The sequence below is a fragment of the Pseudomonas sp. 10-1B genome (assembly GCF_000935045.1).
GTDB lineage: Bacteria > Pseudomonadota > Gammaproteobacteria > Pseudomonadales > Pseudomonadaceae > Aquipseudomonas.
The window spans coordinates 1-19,916 of the sequence record NZ_JYKS01000069.1 but is presented as its reverse complement, the minus strand read 5'-3'; the positions used below and the strand labels follow the sequence as shown (position 1 = coordinate 19,916).

Below are 19,916 nucleotides of genomic sequence, written 5' to 3'. Positions count from 1 at the left end.
CGGCGCTCGATCTCACAGGCGCTGCAAATCCCCCGGCAAGCACCTGCAAGCCCTGACACGCCTCCTACAACCCAAAACCAGAGTTAACCTTCATTTAATCAACCCCAGCCAGCATGGCCCCATTCCTAGACCTGCCAAGGCGAAGACATGCGCGTCCTCCTGCTCTTCCTGACACTGCTACTGGCCGGCCCACTGCAGGCCAACCCGTTCGACGTCAAACCCGACTTCCTGCCGGTCAACCAGGCCTTCGTGCTGACCCACGACCGCCAGGCCGACGGCCAGATGCGCCTGTACTTCCAGATCAAGCCAGGCTACTACCTGTACCAGAAACGCCTGAAGTTCGACGGCCTGCCCGCCGAACAGCACCCGCAATTGCCGGCGGCCCTCAACCACCACGACGAGTTCTTCGGCGACAGCGCGGTGTACCGCGACCAGCTCGAACTGCTGCTGCCAGCCAACGCCCAGGGCCAGCTGCGCCTGGGCTGGCAAGGCTGCGCCGACGCCGGGCTGTGCTACCCGCCGCAAACCACGGCCATCGACCTGGGCGGCAGCGTCACCCCAGCCAGCGACCAGGCAAGCGACCAAGCCCTGGCCAGCGGCCTGCAAAGCGGCAACCTGGCCTGGGGCCTGCTGGCCTTCTTCGGCCTGGGCCTGCTGCTGGCCTTTACCCCATGCTCGTTGCCGATGCTACCGATCCTGGCCGGGCTGGTGCTGGGCAATGGCGCCAGTGCCCGCCGCGGCTGGGTGCTGGCGGGGGTCTACGTGCTGAGCATGGCGCTGGTATACGCCGCCCTGGGCGTGGTCGCCGCGCTGCTGGGCGCCAGCCTGCAGGCGTGGCTGCAACAACCCTGGCTGCTGGGTAGCCTGGCCGGGCTGTTCGTGGTCCTTGCCCTGCCGATGTTCGGCGCCTTCGAGCTGCAGCTGCCCGCAGCCCTGCGTGATCGCCTCGACCGGGCCGGGCAAAGTACCCGTGGCGGCAACCTGTATGGCGCGGCGTTGCTGGGCGCACTTTCCGGGCTGCTGCTGGGCCCATGCATGACCGCGCCACTGGCCGGTGCGCTGCTGTACATCGCTCAGAGCGGCGATGTGCTGCAAGGCGCGCTGGTACTGTTCAGTCTCGGTTTGGGCATGGGCGTGCCGCTGCTGTTGCTGGTGACCCTGGGCAATCGCTACCTGCCGCGCCCGGGCGCCTGGATGAACCGGGTGAAAGGCGTGTTCGGCTTCGTATTCCTGGCCATGGCGCTGTACACCGTGCGCAGCCTGCTGCCCTCGACGCTGCTGCTGGCACTGAGCGGCGCCTGGCTGATCGCCCTGGCCTGGGCCACTTGGCCAGCACTGCAGCGCCTGCCGGCATTGCGCGCGGTACCACTGCTGGGCGCCTTGTGGGGCGGCCTGCTGCTGGTAGGCGCGGCCGCTGGTGGCAATGACCTCTGGCAGCCCCTGCGCCCGTTCGCCGGGAGTGGAGCCGCGCCGGCCACCGGGCAGCACGTCGAAGACAGCTTCGTCACCGTCAGCCGCCCCGAAGACCTGCAGCGCGAACTGGATGCGGCCAAGGCCCGTGGCCAGTGGGTGATGCTCGACTACTATGCCGACTGGTGCGTGTCGTGCAAGGTCATGGAAAAACAGGTGTTCGCCCGCAGCGACGTGCAGGCAGGCCTGGCCGGCGTGCACCTGCTGCGTCTGGACGTGACCGCCGACAGTCCGGCCAGCAAAGCCCTGCTGCAGCGCTATCAGGTACCCGGCCCGCCCAGCATCATCTGGATCGGCCCGGAAGGCGAAGAACGCCGCGCGCGGCGCATCACCGGTGAGGTGGATGCGGCAGCGTTCCAGCAACACTGGACCCAGACCAGGAGCCAAGGCTGATGCTCACCGTAACCCTGGGGCCGCTGACCATGGCCCTCAATCACCTGCTGATGCTCACCGCCCTGGTGATCGCCTGCGTGGTCGGCTGGTGGGTCGCCCGGCGTGGCGGCGAAAGCCCGGAATCGGCACTGTTCAACCTGTTCCTGATCGGCCTGTTGTGCGCCCGCGCTGGCTTCGTGCTGGCCTACTGGCCGATGTACCGGGACGAACCGCTGCAGGTCATCGACATTCGCGATGGCGGTTTCCTGTTCTGGTCCGGCCTGGCCGGCATGGTACTCGGTGCCCTATGGCAGGGCTGGCGTCACCCGGGCCTGCGCCGCCCGCTGGGCTGGGCGCTGTTCAGCGGCGCGCTGTTCTGGGGCCTGGCCAGCCTCGGCGGGCACCTGTACAGCAAAGGCACCGAACTGCCCGAACTGAGCTTGCGCAACGCCGGCGGCCAGCCGGTGGCGCTGCACAGCTACCGGGGCAAGCCGTTGGTGATCAATATCTGGGCCACCTGGTGCCCACCCTGCCGGCGCGAGATGCCGGTGCTGCAACAGGCACAAGGCGACTTTCCCCACGTGACCTTCCTGTTCGTCAACCAAGGCGAAACCCCGGAGAACGTCAGCACCTTCCTCGCCACCACCGGCCTGAGCCTGACCCACGTACTGTTCGACGGTACCGGCCTGCTGGCCCAGCGCGTCGGCTCCATGGCCCTGCCCACCACCCTGTTCTACGACGCCGACGGGCGGCTGGTCGGCAGCCACCTGGGCGAGCTGTCCCGGGCCAGCCTGCGCCACGCCCTGGAACCTTTCGACCGGGCCAGCGCGCCCGCCCCTGCCGCACAAGGAAACTGACATGCGATTGACTGCACTGCTGCCCCTGCCCCTGTCCCTGGCCCTGCTGGCCGCCCCTGTCTTGCAGGCTGAAGAACTGCCCAAGGCGGTTCAGCAACTGCAGGCCAAGGGCGCCGTGATCAAGGGCAGCTTCGACGCGCCCAACGGCCTGCGCGGTTATGCCGCCGAGTACCAGAGCAACGCCCTGGCCCTGTACCTGACCCCCGACGGCAAGCACGTGCTGGTCGGCAGCCTGTTCGACGAACAGGGCAAGGACCTTAGCGCCGAGCCGCTGGAAAAGCTGGTGTATGCGCCGATGAGCAAGGCGATCTGGGCGAAGATGGAGAAAACTGCCTGGATCGCCGATGGCAAGGCCGATGCGCCGCGCAAGGTGTACCTGTTCAGTGACCCCAATTGCCCGTACTGCAATATGTTCTGGGAGCAGGCGCGGCCGTGGGTGGAGTCGGGCAAGGTACAGTTGCGCCATATCATGGTCGGCATCATCCGCGAAGACAGCCCGGGCAAGTCGGCGGCGCTGCTGGCGGCGAAAGATCCGGCCAAGGCCCTGCAACAACATGAAAAGGCCGGCAAGGCCAGCACGCTGAAACCACTGGAGCAGGTGCCGGAGGCGGTGCAACAGAAGCTGGCGGCGAACATGGCGTTGATGGAAGAGATGGGGTTGCAGGCGACCCCGGCGATTTTCTTCCAGGATGAGCAGGGCAACCTGCAGAGCCAGCAAGGGGCGCCTCGGCCGGAGATGCTTGGGAAGATTCTTGGCAAGCGCTGAGATATTGGTTGCCAGTACCGGCCTGTTCGCGGGTGAACCCGCTCCCACAGGTACTGCATAAGCCTTGAGAGCGGCGCTATATCTGTGGGAGCGGACGTGCCCGCGAAACAGGCGACGCGATGGATGGCACCGGCTTTGCCGGTGTTCGCGGCGGTTCGACGCCTCGACATGCCCGCTCCCACAGGTACTGCATAAGCCTTGAGAGCGGCGCTATATCTGTGGGAGCGGGCGTGCCCGCGAAACAGGCGACGCGATGGATGGCACCGGCTTTGCCGGTGTTCGCGGCGGTTCGACGCCTCGACATGCCCGCTCCCACAGAGGCCGCATCAGGGCTGACAAGTGTTTGCCACAAGATATGCAGCGCCTGTGAGATCGAGCGCCGCCCGCGCGGCGCTTCGCGGGGCAAGCCCGCTCCCACTGTCTGTTTCGGGCCAGTCTCTTCTGTGAGGTCACCGCTGGCCGCCTTGTTTGTACGACTTAGTATCAAGTCATACGCCAAGGAGCGCGCGGGCCTCTCACAGGCGAAACTGGCCCGAAACAGACAGTGGGGCTTGCCCCGCGAAGCGTCGCGCGGGCGGCGCTCGATTTCTGCCGCGCAGCAAGCCTCAAGGCGAACCCTACCCCCTACAACCCCTCCAGCTCCGCCATCAGATCACTGAGCCGGTCGACCTTGTCGTCGTCCAGCACACTACCCTGCAGCCCCTGTACATACTCGGCCAGCTCCCCCACCGTACTGCACTCGAACATCGCCCGCAGCGGCACGTTCAACTGCAACTGCTTCTGCACCCGCGAGGCGATCTGCGTAGCCAGCAGCGAGTGCCCGCCCAGTTCGAAGAAGTTGTCGTGCACCCCTACCCGCTCGGCCTTGAGCACATCGGCCCAGATGCCAGCCAGCACTTCTTCCAGGTCGTTGCGTGGTGCCTGGTAGACCTGGCTGTGCTGGCCGCCGCTGTCGATCGCCGGCAGGGCCCTCCGCAGGGCTCCACCAGGTAGCGAATTTTCTGAATCACAATCAAATTTTACATCTTGAAACACTGAATTGTGCGTCTAAAGCAATAAACGCCACCCATCGCAAACAGAACATCCCCAACTGAAACACATATCAATCCTGCGAGAGATACGGACTAGCCCTACATCACAACAGGAAGTTTCCCACACTCGCGATCAATCATTGGATTTTCATCAGAAATACCGCTCAGAAAAACCCCGCAACACCAGCTGCAACTCAAACAGTAGATAGCGTGCCTACCAGCAAATCAACCAGCAAACTTTACGCATTTAAAGTATAAATCCAAACCTACAGAGCCCTGGCGCGCTGAAAACAAGGAGATCTCAATGGACACACTATTCCTCCCCATGAACAACGCCTCCACCTCGACACCCAGAATAACTACTCGGATCAAATGGTACCTTTCCCATGACCAGCAGCCGATACCCCCTCAGACTGACAAAACTCTATAACATCTCAAGAATTTTGATAAAAGAGCACCTCAGAGAGCCTTCCAGTCTGTTGTGGACTGCCTTCGCCCCCTGCATGCTGTTCTTTATCATGAGCCCAAGCTATCTGAATCCAGACGGGACCGCTCAACCCTATTTATCCTATGCAGGGTGGTTCTACGCCTACATTTCAGCGAACGTCGCATTTTTTGGATTCAGCTTTTACCTTATCGGCAGACGGGAAAGCGGCTTCATCGGTTCGTTCATCTACCAAAAGAAATCCATTCGCCTTTTTCTTGCGTCTCACATGCTCAGTTATTCAATACTAAGCATCACCTACGCATCCTTGTTCTCTACCTGGTCACCAAACCCATGCATGGAAATTATTCGGCCCACGAATACCTTTTCATAATGGCCTGCTTCTTTACCAGCTACCTGGGCTTCTCCTGTGTAGGTTTGGTCATGGCCGCCCTGCCTATCAAATTTGGAACAGCCAGCACGCTTTTCTCACTGCTGTCATTTCTGATGCTGATGTCCAGCTATCTGGGCGCCGCCACAGGAAAAGAGCAAAATCAACTGATCGCGTTAGTCAACCCTCTGTACTTGAGCACCCGCGTATTTCGCGCTGAGCTTCCGTTATTGGCAGCTTTCCCGGCGGTATTGACCCTTGCCCTGATTGGCTTTCATATGACAGCGACTCATTTCAGAGTCCAGCCTATCTGGAGTCGTTACTAAATGAGCCTACTGATCATTAATGAATTGACCTTTTCATATAAAGAAAAAACCTTACTGCAGCGTCTCAACCTGCATCTCTCGCCCGGTGAAGCGGTGGGTATACTAGGGAGCAACGGAGCTGGAAAAACGACGCTCTTCGACTTGATTTGTAAGCTTAGACAACCTGACCAGGGTGAGATCATCAATCGCGCCCAACATCTGGCTTATCTGACGCAAATTCTGACGCCTCCCCCCCCAACTGCGGATGATGGAAGTTTACGAACTCATTACCCACTTGAATGCCCCGTCGAAACCTTGCCTGTCTGAAGCACTGTCTCGGCTTGGTGCATGGTCGCCTGCGCTTTCCAAACGATATTCGGATATTTCCAGTAAGAAAGCTTCTACTTGCAGCTATGGCGAGGTCCGAAGTTTTTTCACCTTGACGCTGCTACTCATGGGCAGCGACCTGATCATACTTGACGAACCCACGGCTGGCCTGGACCCGGAGTTTCGACACTTTATCTGGCTTGGGATCAAACACGCTTGCAACGAAGGCGCCAGTGTTTTGGTTTCATCCCACTATACGCAGGAAATCGCGGCCCATTGCGATCGGTTTTACATGCTTGCCCATCGTCAACTCGAAGCGTTCCATAGCTCAGACCAATTCCTGACTCGCTATCGGGCGGGATCTTTGGATGAAGCGTTCATCAATGCTTCGATGTTGCTGGACGAAGTGGGGGCTGCATAGCAACGCTGAAAAACCTTAATCGCTTTGCAGCCCCAGGATCTCAGCGTCGACACAGATATTGCCGGGGCTGCTACGCAGCCCATCGCAGGCAAGCCAGCTCCTACAAAGGATCGCGCAATTCTCGAGTTTTGCGCAGTACCTGTGGGAGCGGGCAAGCCCGTGAAGAGTCCGGCGCAGGCTGCGCCAATCTATTTACAGCCCTTCGAGCTCCGCCATCAGATCACTAAGCCGATCGACCTTGTCGTCATCCAGCACACTGCCCTGCAGCCCCTGCACATACTCGGCCAGCTCCGCCACCGTGCTGCACTCGAACATCGCCCGCAGTGGCACGTTCAACTGCAACTGCTTCTGCACCCGCGAGGCGATCTGCGTGGCCAGCAGCGAGTGCCCGCCCAGTTCGAAGAAGTTGTCGTGCACCCCTACCCGCTCGGCCTTGAGCACATCGGCCCAGATGCCAGCCAGCACTTCTTCCAGGTCGTTGCGTGGTGCCTGGTAGGCCTGGCTGTGCTGACCGCCGATGTCGATCGCCGGCAGGGCCTTGCGGTCGAGCTTGCCGTTGGCATTGTGCGGCAGGCTGTCGAACCAGCCCCAATGCAACGGCACCATGTACTCTGGCAACTCGGCTCGCAGACGTTGCTTGACCTGCTCCAGCAACGCAGCATCACCGGCAATGCCCTGGTGCGCCACCAGGTAGCCAACCAGATGCTTGCCGTTGACGCCCTCCTGCACTCCCACGGCAGCATCGCGGATTTCGCTCTGCTCATGCAGGCGGGCTTCGATCTCGCCCAGCTCGATGCGGTAACCGCGAATCTTCACCTGGTGGTCGATACGCCCGACATACTCCAGCACACCGTCCGGGCGCTGTCGCGCCAGGTCACCGGTACGGTACAGGCGCTCGCCTGGCGCGCCGTACGGGTGCGGGATGAACGCCAGCGCGGTACGTACCGGGTCGCCAACATACCCACGGCCCACGCCGGTACCGGCCACGCACAGCTCGCCCACTGCACCCAGCGGCACCAGCGCCTGCTCATCGCCAAACAGGTACAGCCGGTTGTTGTCGGTCGGCGTGCCGATCGGCAGGTAGCTGCCACGGGTCGACTCGGCATCGACGCGGAAGAACGCCACGTCATCGGAACACTCCGCCGGGCCATAGGCGTTGACCAGGCCGATCTGCGGGTAACGTTGCAGCCATTGCGCCGCCAGCTCCGGTGGCATGGCTTCGCCGGTCGGCAGCATCCAGCGCAAGCCGTCGAGGGCCTGGTGGTCGTTGGCCAGCATGCCCTGGATCAGCGATGGCACGCTTTCCAGTACGGTGATGCCAGTAGCCTGCACATGCGCCAGCAGGCCCTGCGGATCATGGGCGATGGCATTCGGCACGATCTCCACCCTGGCGCCGAACAGCGGTGCGGCGAGGAACTGCCACACCGAGATGTCGAAGCTCTGCGACGCGGTCTGGGCGATCACGTCCTGCTCGCTCATCGCCAGGTACGGCACCTTGCTCAGCTGGTTGTTGAGCATGCCACGCTGCTCGACCATCACGCCTTTCGGCAGGCCGGTGGAGCCTGAGGTGTAGATCACGTAGGCCAGGTTATCCGGGCCACTGTGGATACCGGGGTTGTGGCTGGCAACCTGGCTGGCCTGGACGTCTTCCCATACCAGCAGTTGCGGCCGTACCTGCGCCTCCAGCTCACCCAGCAACTGCCGCCCTTGCTCAGCGCAGGCGGCACTGCACACCAGCACCGGCGTGCGGCTGAGCTGGATGATGCTTTGCAGGCGCGCCGCCGGCAGGCCCGGGTCCAGCGGCAGGTAGCCGGCGCCGGCTTTGAAGCTGCCGACGATCATGCCCAGCAATGGCAGCCCACGTTCGGCCAACAGCGCCACCGGCTGGTCCAGGTTCACACCCGCCGCAACCAGGGCATGGCCCAGGCGGTTGGCCGCCAGGTTCAGCCCGGCGTAGTCATAGGATGCTTCCAGACAACGCGCCACCGTACGTTCAGGGTGCGCGGCAACCTGTGCTTCGAACTGCGCGATGTAGCTCTGCTGCAGAGGGTAGGCGCGCTCGGTACGGTTGCAGTCTTCCAGCAGGAAGCGCTGTTCCTCGGTACCCAGCAGCGGCAGCGCGCTCACCTCACCGTCAAAGCCCTGCACCAATGCCAGCAGCAAGCGCTTGAACTCGGCCAGCAGGCGCTCGACCGTCGGGTAGTCGAAGTAGCGCTGGTCGAACGACAGGTGCAGCCCCAGGTCATCGCCCGGGTAGCACACCGCCGTCAGCGGGAAGTTGGTGTGGGTACGGCCCGAATCGGAGCTGGCGTTCAGGTGCTGGGCGTGGTCGAGCACGGCGGTTTCCACCGGTGCGTTCTCGAACACGAACAGGCTGTCGAACAGCGGCTGGCCCTTGGGCAGTTCGCTGCACTCCTGGATCGCCACCAGCGGCAGGTATTCGTACTCACGCAGCTCCATGTTGCGTTCCAGCAGGCCTTGCAGCCACTGGCGCACGCTGCAGCGCTGGCCGGCAGCCGGCAACTGTACGCGCAGGGCGACGCTGTTGATGAACAGGCCGACGGTGCGCTGCATCTGCGGCATGCTCACCGGGCGCCCGGCCACGGTCACGCCGAAGGCCACGTCGCGATCACCACTGTAGCGCGCCAGCACCAGGGCCCAGGCCGCCTGGGCGAAGGTGTTGACGGTGAGCTGGTGGGCCTGGGCCAGTTCGCGCAGGCGCACGCCGTCGCTCACCGCCAGGCGCGTGTAGCAGTCCCCCACGATCATGCCGCTACCGGCGTGGTCGTGACGCAGCGGCCGATCGCTGGGGATGGCCGTGGCGCGTTCGAAGCCGGCCAGGTTGGCTTGCCACCAGGCGCGCGCGTCATCCAGGCCCTGGCGTTGCAGCCAACCGATGTAGTCGCGATAACGCGGCGGCACCGGCAGCTGGGCCTGGCGGCCCTCGCCGAGGGCCTGGTAGACCTCGAAGAAATCGTTCATCAGCAGCGAGCGGCACCAGGCATCGATGAGGATGTGGTGGTTGCTCATCATGAACCAGTAGCGCTCGTCGGCCACGCGCACCAGGCGCAGGTGGAACGGCGCCTCGCTGAGCAAGGCAAAACCAGCCTCGCGCTCCTGCTTGTGCAGGGCCTGCAAGCGCTGCTCCTGGGCATCGTCAGCAAGGCCACGCCAGTCCTGGTAATCCACCGGCAGGTTGCCCGGCTTGTGGATGATCTGCAGCATGGCCTCGCCGCTGTTCCAGCTGAACGACGCACGCAGCGCTTCGTGGCGCGCCACCACCGCCTGCCAGGCCTGGGCGAAACGCTCGGGGTCGAGGGCGCTGTTGATGCGGTAGCGGTCCTGCATGTAGTAGAGACCGGTGCCTGGCTCCAGCAGGGTGTGCAGCAGCATGCCCTCCTGCATCGGAGTCAGCGGGTAGACGTCCTCGATCTGTGCAGCCGGTACCGGCAGCGCGTCGATCTGTTCCTGGCTCAGATGCGCCAGCGGGAAGTCCGACGGGGTGAAGCTGCCGTTGCCATCTGCCAGGCAATGCTCGACCAGCGCCAGCAGCTCCTGGTGATAAGCCTCGGCCAGGCTGGCGATGGTGCGCTCGTCGTAGCGTTCGGCGCTGTAGGTCCAGCGCAGTTGCAGGGCACCGCCATACACCTGGCCATCGACGCTCAGCCAGTTGGGCAGCGGCGCATCGAGGTCGTGGGCCAGGCCGGCAGGGGCATCCAGCGGCTGGAACAGTGCCGCGCTGTCGAACTGCTGGTCGAACTGGCCCAGGTAGTTGAAGGTGATGCGCGCCTGCGGCAAGGACGCCATGTGCTCGCGCCCGGCCGCGTCGGCCAGGTAGCGCAACACGCCGTAGCCCAAGCCCTTGTGCGGCACCTGGCGCAGTTGCTCCTTGATGCGCTTGATCGACCCGGCCCGCGCTGCATCGTCCTCGCCTGGCAGTGGGCACAGGCTCAGCGGATAGGCGTTGGTGAACCAGCCGACACTGCGGGTCAGGTCCATGTCTTCGAACAGCCCATCACGGCCATGGCCTTCGAGCTGCACCAGCACTTCGTCATCCCCGCTCCAGCGGCACACGGCACGCGCCAAGGCGGTCAGCAGCAGGTCGTTGACCTGAGTGTGATAGGCCGCCGGGGCCTGTTGCAGCAATTGCCGAGTCTGCTCCACGTCCAGGCCAATGGCCAGGGTGCGGGCATGACGGTGCAGGTTGCCGCCCTGCGGGTGATCGCATGGCAGTTCGCGGCGCACGCCACCCAGCTGGCCTTGCCACCAGCCCAGCTCGTCGCGCAGCGAGTCGCTGCCGGCATAGCTGGCCAGGCGGGCAGCCCAGTCACCCATGGCGTGGGTCTTGGCCGGCAGCGGCTGGCCACGGTACAACGCCTGCAGGTCTTCGAGCAGCACGCGCCAGGACACGCCATCGACCACCAGGTGATGGATCGCCAGCAGCAGGCGTTGAGCGCCCTGGCCATCGCTGACCAGCAAGGCGCGAAGCAGGGGGCCATCGGCCAGATCGAGGCTGCGCTGCACATCGGTGTAAAGCGCCTGGCAATCGTCGAAGCTGGCCACCGTGGCCGTCCACAGCAATTGCTGGGCGACAGGTACGCTGTATTCGCTCTGCCAGCGGCCATTGGCCTGGGTGAACCGTAGACGCAGGCTGTCGTGGTGCTGCACCAGGGCCGCCAGGGCTTGCTGCAGCGCCGCCTCATCCAGCGGCTGGCGCACCGTCAGCAGCACCGCCTGGTTCCAGTGTTGGGGCTGCGACACTTCACTGTCGAAGAACCAATGCTGAATCGGCGTCAGGCCAGTCTGGCCCTGGCGCAGGCCCTGTTCGATGTCGCTGGTGGCTTCGCTGTGACTAACGACAGCTGCCAGGGTCTGGATGGTCTGGTGCTGGAACAGGTCGCGCGGGGTGAATTGCAAGCCGGCCTGACGGGCCCGGCTGACCACCTGGATCGACAGGATCGAGTCACCGCCCAGTTCGAAGAAGTTGTCCTGCACGCCGACCCGGGCAACGTTGAGCACGTCGCGCCAGATCTGCGCCAGTTGCGCTTCCACCTCATTACCAGGGGCCTGGTACTGCTGGCGCGCCTGCTCCAGGTCGGGCAGCGGCAACGCGCGGCGGTCGAGCTTGCCGTTACCCATCAGCGGCAGGCTAGCGAGCAACACCAGGTGCGCGGGCACCATGTAGTCCGGCAGGTGCTGACGGGCATCGGCTTTCACCGCCTCACGCAGCAGGTTTTGCGCCTCGCTGTCGGCAGTGGCCTGCTGGCACACCAGGTAGCCCACCAGTTGCTTGCCACCTGGCAGGTCGAGGGCCAGTACCACGGCTTCTTCGACATCGGCATGCGCCTGCAGGCGGCTTTCGATTTCGCCCAGCTCGATGCGGAAACCGCGAATCTTCACTTGCTGGTCGGCACGGCCAACGTACTCCACCAGGCCATCGCTGCCCAGGCGCACCAGGTCGCCAGTGCGGTACAGGCGCCCGCCTTCGCTGCTGAACGGGTCGGCGACGAAGCGCTCGGCGCTCAGGCCAGGGCGGTCGTGGTAACCCTGGGCCAGGCCGGCACCGCCGACGTACAGCTCACCAATGCCGCCTTGCGGCAACAGGGCCAGGTCCTCGTCGAGGATATAGGCGTTGCGGCTGCCGATGACGCGGCCGATCGGCACGCTGCCAAGGTCGGCTGGCAGCACCTGCGGCGCCAGGCAGGCCAGCGGCATGACCACGGTTTCGGTCGGGCCGTAGGCGTTGAAGAACTGCTGTGGCACGAAAGCCTGGCGGATGCGTTGCAGGTGCTCGCCGGTCAGCGCTTCGCCGCCGGTGATCACCAGGCGCACCGGCAACTGTTCGCCCTGCCCGCCCAGGTACTGGGCCAGTTGGCTGCCGTAGCTGGGGGTGAAACCGAGGATGCTCACCTGCTGCTCACGCACCAGTTGGCAGATTTCCTCGGCGCCCCACTGCCCTTGGGCGCGCAGCACCACACGGGCGCCACACAGCAGCGGCGCCCACAGGCGCTCGCTGGCGGCATCGAAGTTGATCGAATAGAAATGCAGCTCGCAGTCATCGCTGCGCATGCCGAACGCGGCGATCACCGCTTGGCAATGCATGGCGAACTCGCCATGGCTGACCACCACGCCCTTGGGCTTGCCGGTGGAGCCGGAGGTATAGATCAGGTAGGCCTGGTGCTGCGGCAGGTTGAGGTTGTCCAGCGGCGCGTCGCTGTATGCCGACAGGCTGGCAGCGTCGTCTTCCAGGCTCCAGCGCGCCACGCCTTCGGGCAGCTCGCCGAGGGTTTGCAGCAACGCACGCTGGCTCAGCAGCAGGCCGATGCGGCTGTCTTCGATCATGTAGCGCAGGCGGTCGAGTGGGTACTCGGGGTCCAGCGGCACGTAGGCGCCGCCGGCCTTGAGGATAGCCAGCAGGCCGATGACCATTTCCAGCGAGCGTTCCAGGGCCAGGCCCACGCGTACCTGCGGGCCGACACCGCGCTCGCGCAGGGCGCGGGCCAGGCGGTTGGCCTGTTGATCGAGCTCGGCATAGGTCATGTGCTGGCCAGCAAAGGTCAACGCGCCAGCCTGTGGCGTGCGCACGGCCTGGGCGGCGAACAGGCCGTGCAAGGTCTGGTCGAGGTCGAAATCGTGCTCGCCCTGCAACTGGCCCGCCAGCACCTGCTGCTCGGCGCTGCTGAGCATCGGCAGCTCGCACAGGCGCTGTTGCGGGTTGTCCAGCAGGCCGACCAGCAGTTGCTGCCAATGCTCGGCCATGCGTGCGATGCGCGGCTCGTCGAACAGGTCACGGCTGTAGGTCAGGCAGCAACCCAGGCGGCCGTCGAGGTCGGTCACCTCCAGGTACAGGTCGAACTTGGTCGCGCTGGCGTCGTTGACCAGGTAATCCACTTGCATGCCGGCCAGGGTGCGGCTTTGCTGGAAGGCCCAGCGCTGCACGTTGCACATCACCTGGAACAGCGGGTTGTAGGCGCTGCTGCGCGGCGGCTGCAAGGCCTCCACCAACTGGTCGAACGGCAGGTCCTGGTGCGACTGGCCTTCGATGGTGGCCTGACGCATCTGCTCCAGCAACTGAGCGGCGGTCATCTGGCCGTCCAGCTCGCAGCGCAGCACCTGGGTATTGAGGAAGGCGCCGATCAGCCCTTCGCTTTCCGGGCGGATGCGGTTGGCCACCGGTGCGCCGATGCGCAGGTCGCGCTGGCCGCTGTAGCGGTGCAGCAAGGCGGCCAGGGTGGCGGTCATGGTCATGAACAGGGTCAGGCCGCGCTTGCTGTTGAAGGCATGCACGCGGGCGACCAGCGCCGGGTCGAGCTCGAAGCGGTACAGCTCGCCCCTGTGACTCTGCACCGCTGGGCGTGGGCGGTCGGCTGGCAAGGCCAATACCGGGTGCTCATCGCCCAGGCGGGCCTTCCAGTAGGCCAGCTGGCGTGCGCCCTCGCCGCTTTCCAGCCATTGCCGTTGCCACACGCTGTAGTCCAGGTACTGCACCGGCAGCGGCGCCAGCGGCGACTCGCGGTCATCGACGAAAGCCTCGTACAGCTCGCCCAGCTCGCGGGCGAAGATGTCCATGGCCCAGCCTTCGGTGACGATGTGGTGCAGGGTGAGGACGAAGAAGTGCTCGCGCTCCTCGGCCTTGACCAGGCAGGCACGCAGCAGCGGGCCACGCTCCAGGTCGAACGGCTGGTGCGCCTGCTCGTCGGCCAGTTGTTGCAGGCGATGCTGGCGGGCTTCGGCGGGCAAGGCGCTGAAGTCCTGCCAGTCCAGGTGCAGGCCGCTGTCCTCGGCTACGCACTGGTACGGCACGCCGTCGATGCTGGGGAAGGTGGTGCGCAGGGTTTCGTGGCGCACGATCAGCGCCTGCAGCGCACGCTCGAAGGCATCCACATGCAGGGTGCCACGCAAGCGGGCCATGCCGCCGACGTTGTACGCCGGGCTGTCCGGCTCCATTTGCCAGAGGAACCACATGCGCTGCTGCGAGTACGACAGCGGCACCGCCTGGCGGCGGTCGACGCGGGCGATTTCGCCTTGCAGGTTGCGCTCGCCGGCGGCGCGGATGCGCGCGATCTCGGCACAGAAGGCACCCAGTTCGCTGGCGTCGAACAGGGCTTTGAGCGGCAGCTCGACATCGCAGGCCTGGCGGCTGCGCGAGACGATCTGGGTGGCCAGCAGCGAGTGGCCACCCAGAGCGAAGAAGTCGTCCTGCAGGCCGATGCGCGGCAGGTTCAGCACTTCGCGCCAGATCGCCGCGACCTGTTGCTGCAACTCGGTTTGTGGCTCGACATGATCACGCTGCTGCCACACCGGGGCCGGCAGCGCCTTGCGCTCGACCTTGCCGCTGGGGCCCAGCGGCATCTCTGCCAGCGGGATGAGCTGTGCCGGCACCATGTACGCTGGCAGCTGTGCAGCCAGCACGGCCAACAGCTCGGCGGGCTCGGCGCTACCGCAGTAGTAGCCCACCAGTTGCGCACCGACAGCATCCTTGTGAATCAATACCAGCGCCTGTTCGACCCCCGCCTGCGCCAGCAGGCAGGCCTGGACTTCCTCGGGTTCGACGCGGAAGCCACGCACCTTTACCTGCTGGTCGAGGCGGCCAAGGTATTCCAGTGCCTCGGTCTGCACCTGCCAGCGGGCACGATCGCCACTGCGGTACAGACGCTCGCCATTGCCATCGGCCTGGGGCACGAAGCGTTCGGCGGTAAGGCCCGGGCGGCCCAGGTAGCCGCGGGCCAGGCCGGCACCGCCGAGGTACAGCTCGCCCGGTACCCCGGGGGCGGTCAGTTCCAGCTCATCATCCAGCACGCGGCACAGCACATTACCCAGCGGGCGGCCAATCGGCGAGCGCTCGCCGTCCGCGGCCTGGCAATGCCAGTGGGTGACGTTGATGGCGGTTTCGGTCGGGCCATAGCGGTTGTGCAACTGCACCTGCGGCAGCACTTGCAGCACGCGGTCACGCAGCGTGGCGGACAACGCTTCGCCCCCGGAGAACAGCCGGCGCAGGCTGCTGCAGGCGCCCGCTTGCGGCTCCTGGACGAACACCTGCAGCAGCGGCGGTACGAAGTGCAGCATGGTCACGCCATGGGCCTGGACCAGCGCGGCGATGCGCTGCGGGTCGCGGTGTTCGCCGGGGCCGGCGAGCACCAGCTTGCAGCCGGTGGCCAGCGGCCAGAAGCATTCCCACACCGAGACGTCGAAGCTGATCGGTGCCTTTTGCATCAGCACGTCGCTGTCATCCAGCGCGTAGGTGGCCTGCATCCACTGCAGGCGCTCGGCCAGGGCCGCGTGGGTGTTGCCCACACCCTTGGGTTGGCCGGTGGAGCCGGAGGTGTAGATCACGTAAGCCAGGTTGTCGCCATGCAGGTGCAGGCCCGGGGCATGGCTGGGCCAGCTGTCCAGGTGCAACTGGTCGAGGGCGATGGCGCTGACCCCTTCGACCTGCGGCAGCTTGCCCAGCAGGCTGCTGTGGCTGAGCAGCAGGCCGGCGTTACAGTCAGCGAGCATGTAGGCCAGGCGCTCGGCCGGGTAATCGACATCCAGTGGCACGTAGGCACCACCGGCCTTGAGGATGGCCAGCAAGCCCACCAGCAATTGTGGCGAACGCTCGATGGCGATGGCCACGCAGGTGTCGGGGCCGACGCCTTTGTCACGCAGGTAATGGGCCAGGCGGTTGGCCCGCTGGTGCAGCTCGGCATAGTCGAGGCTGCCACCTTCCCACACCAGGGCGGTACGTTGCGGGGTCAGCCGCGCCTGTTCGTTGAGCTGCTCCACCAGCAGGCGTTGCGGCGCCTCGACCGCTGCCTGGCCCCAGCCCAGCAACTGCGCTCGGCTTGGCTCGTCTAGCAATTGCACCTCGCCCAGGGCCAGCTGCGGCGCGGCGCTCACTTGTTCCAACAGGGCCAGCAGATGGTGGGCCAGGCGCTTGACGGTTCTGGCTTCGAACAGCTCGGCGGCATAGTCGAAGGCCAGGCTCAGGCGGCCCTGGTGGTCTTCTTCGCTATGCAGTTGCAGGTCGAACTTGGCTTCACGGCTGTGCCACGGCAGCTCTTCGGCCAGCAGACCGGGCAGGCGGCGCAGGGCCGACAGGTCGCGTTGCTGGTGGTTGAACATGACCTGGAACAGGCCTTGCTCACGGGCCTCTGGCAGGGCTTCGACCAGCTGTTCGAACGGCAGGTCCTGATTGGCCTGGGCTTCCAGGGTGGCCTGGCGCACCTGAGCCAGCAACTGCGCGAACGGCAGGCGGCCATCGAGTTGCGCGCGCAGCACCTGGGTGTTGATGAAGAAGCCGACCATGCCCTGGGTTTCCAGGCGCGGGCGGTTGGCGTTAGGCACACCGACGCGGATGTCGGCCTGGCCGCTGTAGCGGTGCAGCAGCGCCTGCCAGCCTGCCAGCAGGACCATGAACAGGCTGGCCTGCTGCTCGCGAGCCAGGCCCTTGAGCGCTTCGCCGAGCTTGGCCGGCACCTTGAGGTTGAAACGCGCGGCGCGATAGTCGCGCTGGCTGGCACGTGGGTGATCGGTGCACAGGTCGAGCACCGGCAGCTCGTCGCCCAGGCGCGCCTGCCAATACTGCAGCTGGCGCTCGGCTTCGCCTTCGGCCAGCCATTGCCGCTGCCAGGTGCCATAGTCGGCGTAGCCCAGGGTCAGCGGCGCCAGGCTGGCCTGCAGGCCCTGGCAGTGGGCGGCGTACAGTTTGGCGAACTCGTCGAGCAGGATGTTCAGCGACCAGCCGTCGGCGACGATGTGGTGCAGGGTCACCCACAGTTGATGGTCTTCATCGTCCAGCCGCGCCAGGGTCACCCGCAGCAACGGGCCCTGAGTCAGGTCGAACGGCAGGCGGGCCTCCGCTTCACGCTGGGCGGCGACTTGCTCGGCAGGCTGGCCTTCAAGGTCCAGGCAATGCAGGCTGAACGGCTGTTGCGGCAGAATGCGCTGCAGGGCGTGGCCGTGCTCTTCGCTGAACACGGTGCGCAGCGATTCATGGCGCGCCACCAGTGCCTGGAAGGCTGCCTGCAGGGCGCTTTCGTCCAGCTCGCCGCGCAGCTGCAAGCCAGCCGGAATGTTGTAGGCCGCCGACTGCGGCTGCAGCTGCCAGAGCAGCCACAGGCGGTTTTGCGCCAGCGACTGCGGCAGCGCCTGGCCGCGTTCCAGGGTAGCGATGGCAGCAGCCTGGGCACCGCCTGCGGCGATGATCGCCGCCACGGCCTTGCTGTAGTCGGCCAGTACCGGTGCCTCGAACAGGGTGCGCAGGCTCAGGTCGATGCCCAGCTCATCGGCCAGGCGTGCGCTGGCCTGGGTGGCGGCGATGGAGTTGCCGCCCAGCAGCAGGAAGTGGTCGTCCGCGGCCACCGCCTCTACCTTGAGGATGTCACGCCACACAGCCGCGATACGCGCCTGCAGCTCATCGCCAGCGGCCACGGTTGCACTGGCCTCGCTCGCCTCAGGGAAGCGGGCGTAGCAATCCAGGCTGCCATCGTCCATGCGCAGGCGGCAGGCCGAGCGCTGCAGCTTGCCGCTGGAGGTCTTGGGCAGCGCGCCCGGGTTCAGCAGCAGGACCACGGCCGGCGCCTGGCGGCAGGCGTCGGCGATCACCTGGCGCAGGGTTTTGATCAGGTCCTGGGGCTTGATCGCCTTTTGCACGTTGCGGCTGATCTCCACCGCCACGCCAATGCCCTCTTCGCCCTGGTGCTCGACAGCGAATACCGCCACCCGGCCTTTGCGCAGCACCTCGACTTCACGCTCGAGGGTTTTTTCCAGGTCCTGCGGGTAGAGGTTCTGGCCACGCACGATCAGCATGTCTTTCAAACGCCCGGTGACGAACACCTCGCCGTCACGCATGAAGCCCAGGTCGCCGGTGCGCAGCCAGGTCTGGCCGTCCATTTCGACGAAGGTGCGGGCGCTGGCTTCGGGGTTGCGCCAGTAACCCAGCGCGATGCTCGGGCCGCCGGCCCAGATCTCGCCCACCTGGTTGTCGTCCAGCACTTGCAGGCGTTGTGGTTCGACGATGCGTACGGCATGCCCCGGCTGTGGGTAGCCGCAGCTCATCAGCACACTGCCGTCGCCAGGCTCGGCGCGGTTGGCGGCGAAGGCTGCGGCGTCCAGCTCCAGCGCGGCGATACCCTGGCCACGGCGGCTGCCGCTGACGAACAGGGTCGCTTCGGCCAGGCCATAGCTGGCAAAGAAGCTCTGCGGATCGAAGCCGCAGGCCTGGAACTTGTCGGCGAAGGTCGCCAGGCTGTCCTGGCGGATCGGCTCGGAACCGGAATAGGCCACGCGCCAGCGGCTCAGGTCGAGCCCGGCCAGGGAAGCCTCGCTAACCCGCTCACTGCACAGGCGGTAGGCGAAGTCGGGGCCGCCGCTGATGGTGCCGCCGTACTCGCTGATGGCCTGCAGCCAGCGCAACGGGCGGGCCAGGAAGTAGCCCGGCGACATCAGCACGCAGGGCACACCACTGAAAATCGGCTGCAGCAAGCCGCCGATCAGGCCCATGTCGTGGTACAGCGGCAGCCAGCTGACGATCACGTCGTCGGGGTTGAGGTCGATGCCAAAGCCTTGGCGGATCAGTTGCTCGTTGGCCACCAGGTTGCCATGGCTGACCTGCACGCCCTTGGGCAGTGCGGTGGAACCGGAGGTGTATTGCAGGAAGGCGATGTCATCGCCCTTGAGCGCGGGCTCGCGCCAGTTCGCGGCCAGGGCCGGGTCCAGGCCATCCACTGCCAGCAGTTGGGGGGCATTGTCCGCCGCCAGGGCTTCCAGGCCCTGCAGGCTGTCGTGCAGCGCCGCCACGGTCAGCAGCAGGCGCGGCTCGGCGTCGTCGATGATCGACAGCAGACGCTCCTGGTGGTGCTGGCGCGCGGATTCCGGCGGGTACGCCGGCACCGCGATGACCCCGGCATACAGGCAGCCGAAGAACGCCGCCACGTAGTCCGGCCCGCTGGGGAACAACAGCACGGCACGGTCGCCGAAGCCGGCACGGGCCTGCAAGGCGGCAGCGATGGTGCGCGCGCGCTGGTCGAGGTCCCGGTAGCTGAGCACGGCCTGCTCGCCGGGAGCGTCGGCCAGAAAGCGCAGGGCAATCTTGTCCGGGGTCTGCGCGGCGCGTTGCGCCAGGGCCTGGACCAGCGAGAGCGGGAGTTCGAAGGCGTCCGTCATGGGGTGTTCCTGCCAGTGTCTGGTTGGGTCCGCCAGCTGCTCCGCGAACGTGGGCGGGCAACGTATGGCGACCGGGGATGTACACAGGGGAACGGATGGGCGGGGGGAGAAATTAGCAATTAGCGGGGGGTTAGGCGTTAGGGTTTGGTGAGGACTACCGGGTGTATGCCTTGAGAGGTTTGGTGCCTGTGAGATCGAGCGCCGCCCGCGCGGCGCATCGCGAGCTAGCGCTCGCTCCTACGTTTGTTTCGGGCCAGTGAGGCCTGTGGCAGGCGCGCGCGACCGCCTTGTTCGTACGACGCGATATCGAGCCATGCGCCAAAGCGTTCGCGCGCAAATCCCACAGGAATAATTGGCCCGAAACAAACGTAGGAGCGAGCGCCAGCTCGCGATGCGCCGCGCGGGC

The 19,916-nt window shown here is 65.4% G+C and carries 5 protein-coding genes and 2 pseudogenes; 5 read left to right on the top strand and 2 right to left on the bottom strand.

Going from position 1 to position 19,916, the window contains the following annotated elements; all coding sequences use genetic code 11:
• Window positions 1-147 precede the first annotated feature (147 nt).
• The 3 genes from dsbD to dsbG are packed head-to-tail and all read left to right on the top strand — an operon-like array spanning window position 148 to window position 3,465.
• Complete coding sequence (gene dsbD, locus TZ03_RS26535; protein WP_051101300.1) at window positions 148-1,863, top strand: protein-disulfide reductase DsbD; 1,716 nt, start codon at window positions 148-150, stop codon at window positions 1,861-1,863.
• Entirely contained in the window at window positions 1,863-2,699 is an 837-nt protein-coding gene (locus TZ03_RS26530; protein ID WP_051101299.1) for a TlpA disulfide reductase family protein, read from the top strand. Before dsbD ends, TZ03_RS26530 begins: the two co-directional genes overlap by 1 nt.
• Before the next feature lies 1 nt (window position 2,700).
• Window positions 2,701-3,465, top strand: a complete 765-nt coding sequence (gene dsbG / locus TZ03_RS26525; RefSeq protein ID WP_051101298.1) for a thiol:disulfide interchange protein DsbG — start codon at window positions 2,701-2,703, stop codon at window positions 3,463-3,465.
• 624 nt (window positions 3,466-4,089) lie between these two features.
• Here dsbG and TZ03_RS26520 read toward each other — a convergent pair.
• Window positions 4,090-4,440, bottom strand: a pseudogene (locus tag TZ03_RS26520) (phosphopantetheine-binding protein); the annotation flags it as partial.
• A 924-nt stretch (window positions 4,441-5,364) separates the two neighbouring features.
• Between TZ03_RS26520 and TZ03_RS31685 the strand changes: the two are divergent.
• Complete coding sequence (locus tag TZ03_RS31685; RefSeq protein WP_236692902.1) at window positions 5,365-5,637, top strand: hypothetical protein; 273 nt, start codon at window positions 5,365-5,367, stop codon at window positions 5,635-5,637.
• A pseudogene (locus TZ03_RS26510) lies at window positions 5,638-6,364 on the top strand (ATP-binding cassette domain-containing protein).
• 192 nt (window positions 6,365-6,556) lie between these two features.
• Here TZ03_RS26510 and TZ03_RS26505 read toward each other — a convergent pair.
• Entirely contained in the window at window positions 6,557-19,510 is a 12,954-nt protein-coding gene (locus tag TZ03_RS26505; protein ID WP_051101296.1) for a non-ribosomal peptide synthetase, read from the bottom strand.
• Between the last annotated feature and the right edge of the window lie 406 nt (window positions 19,511-19,916).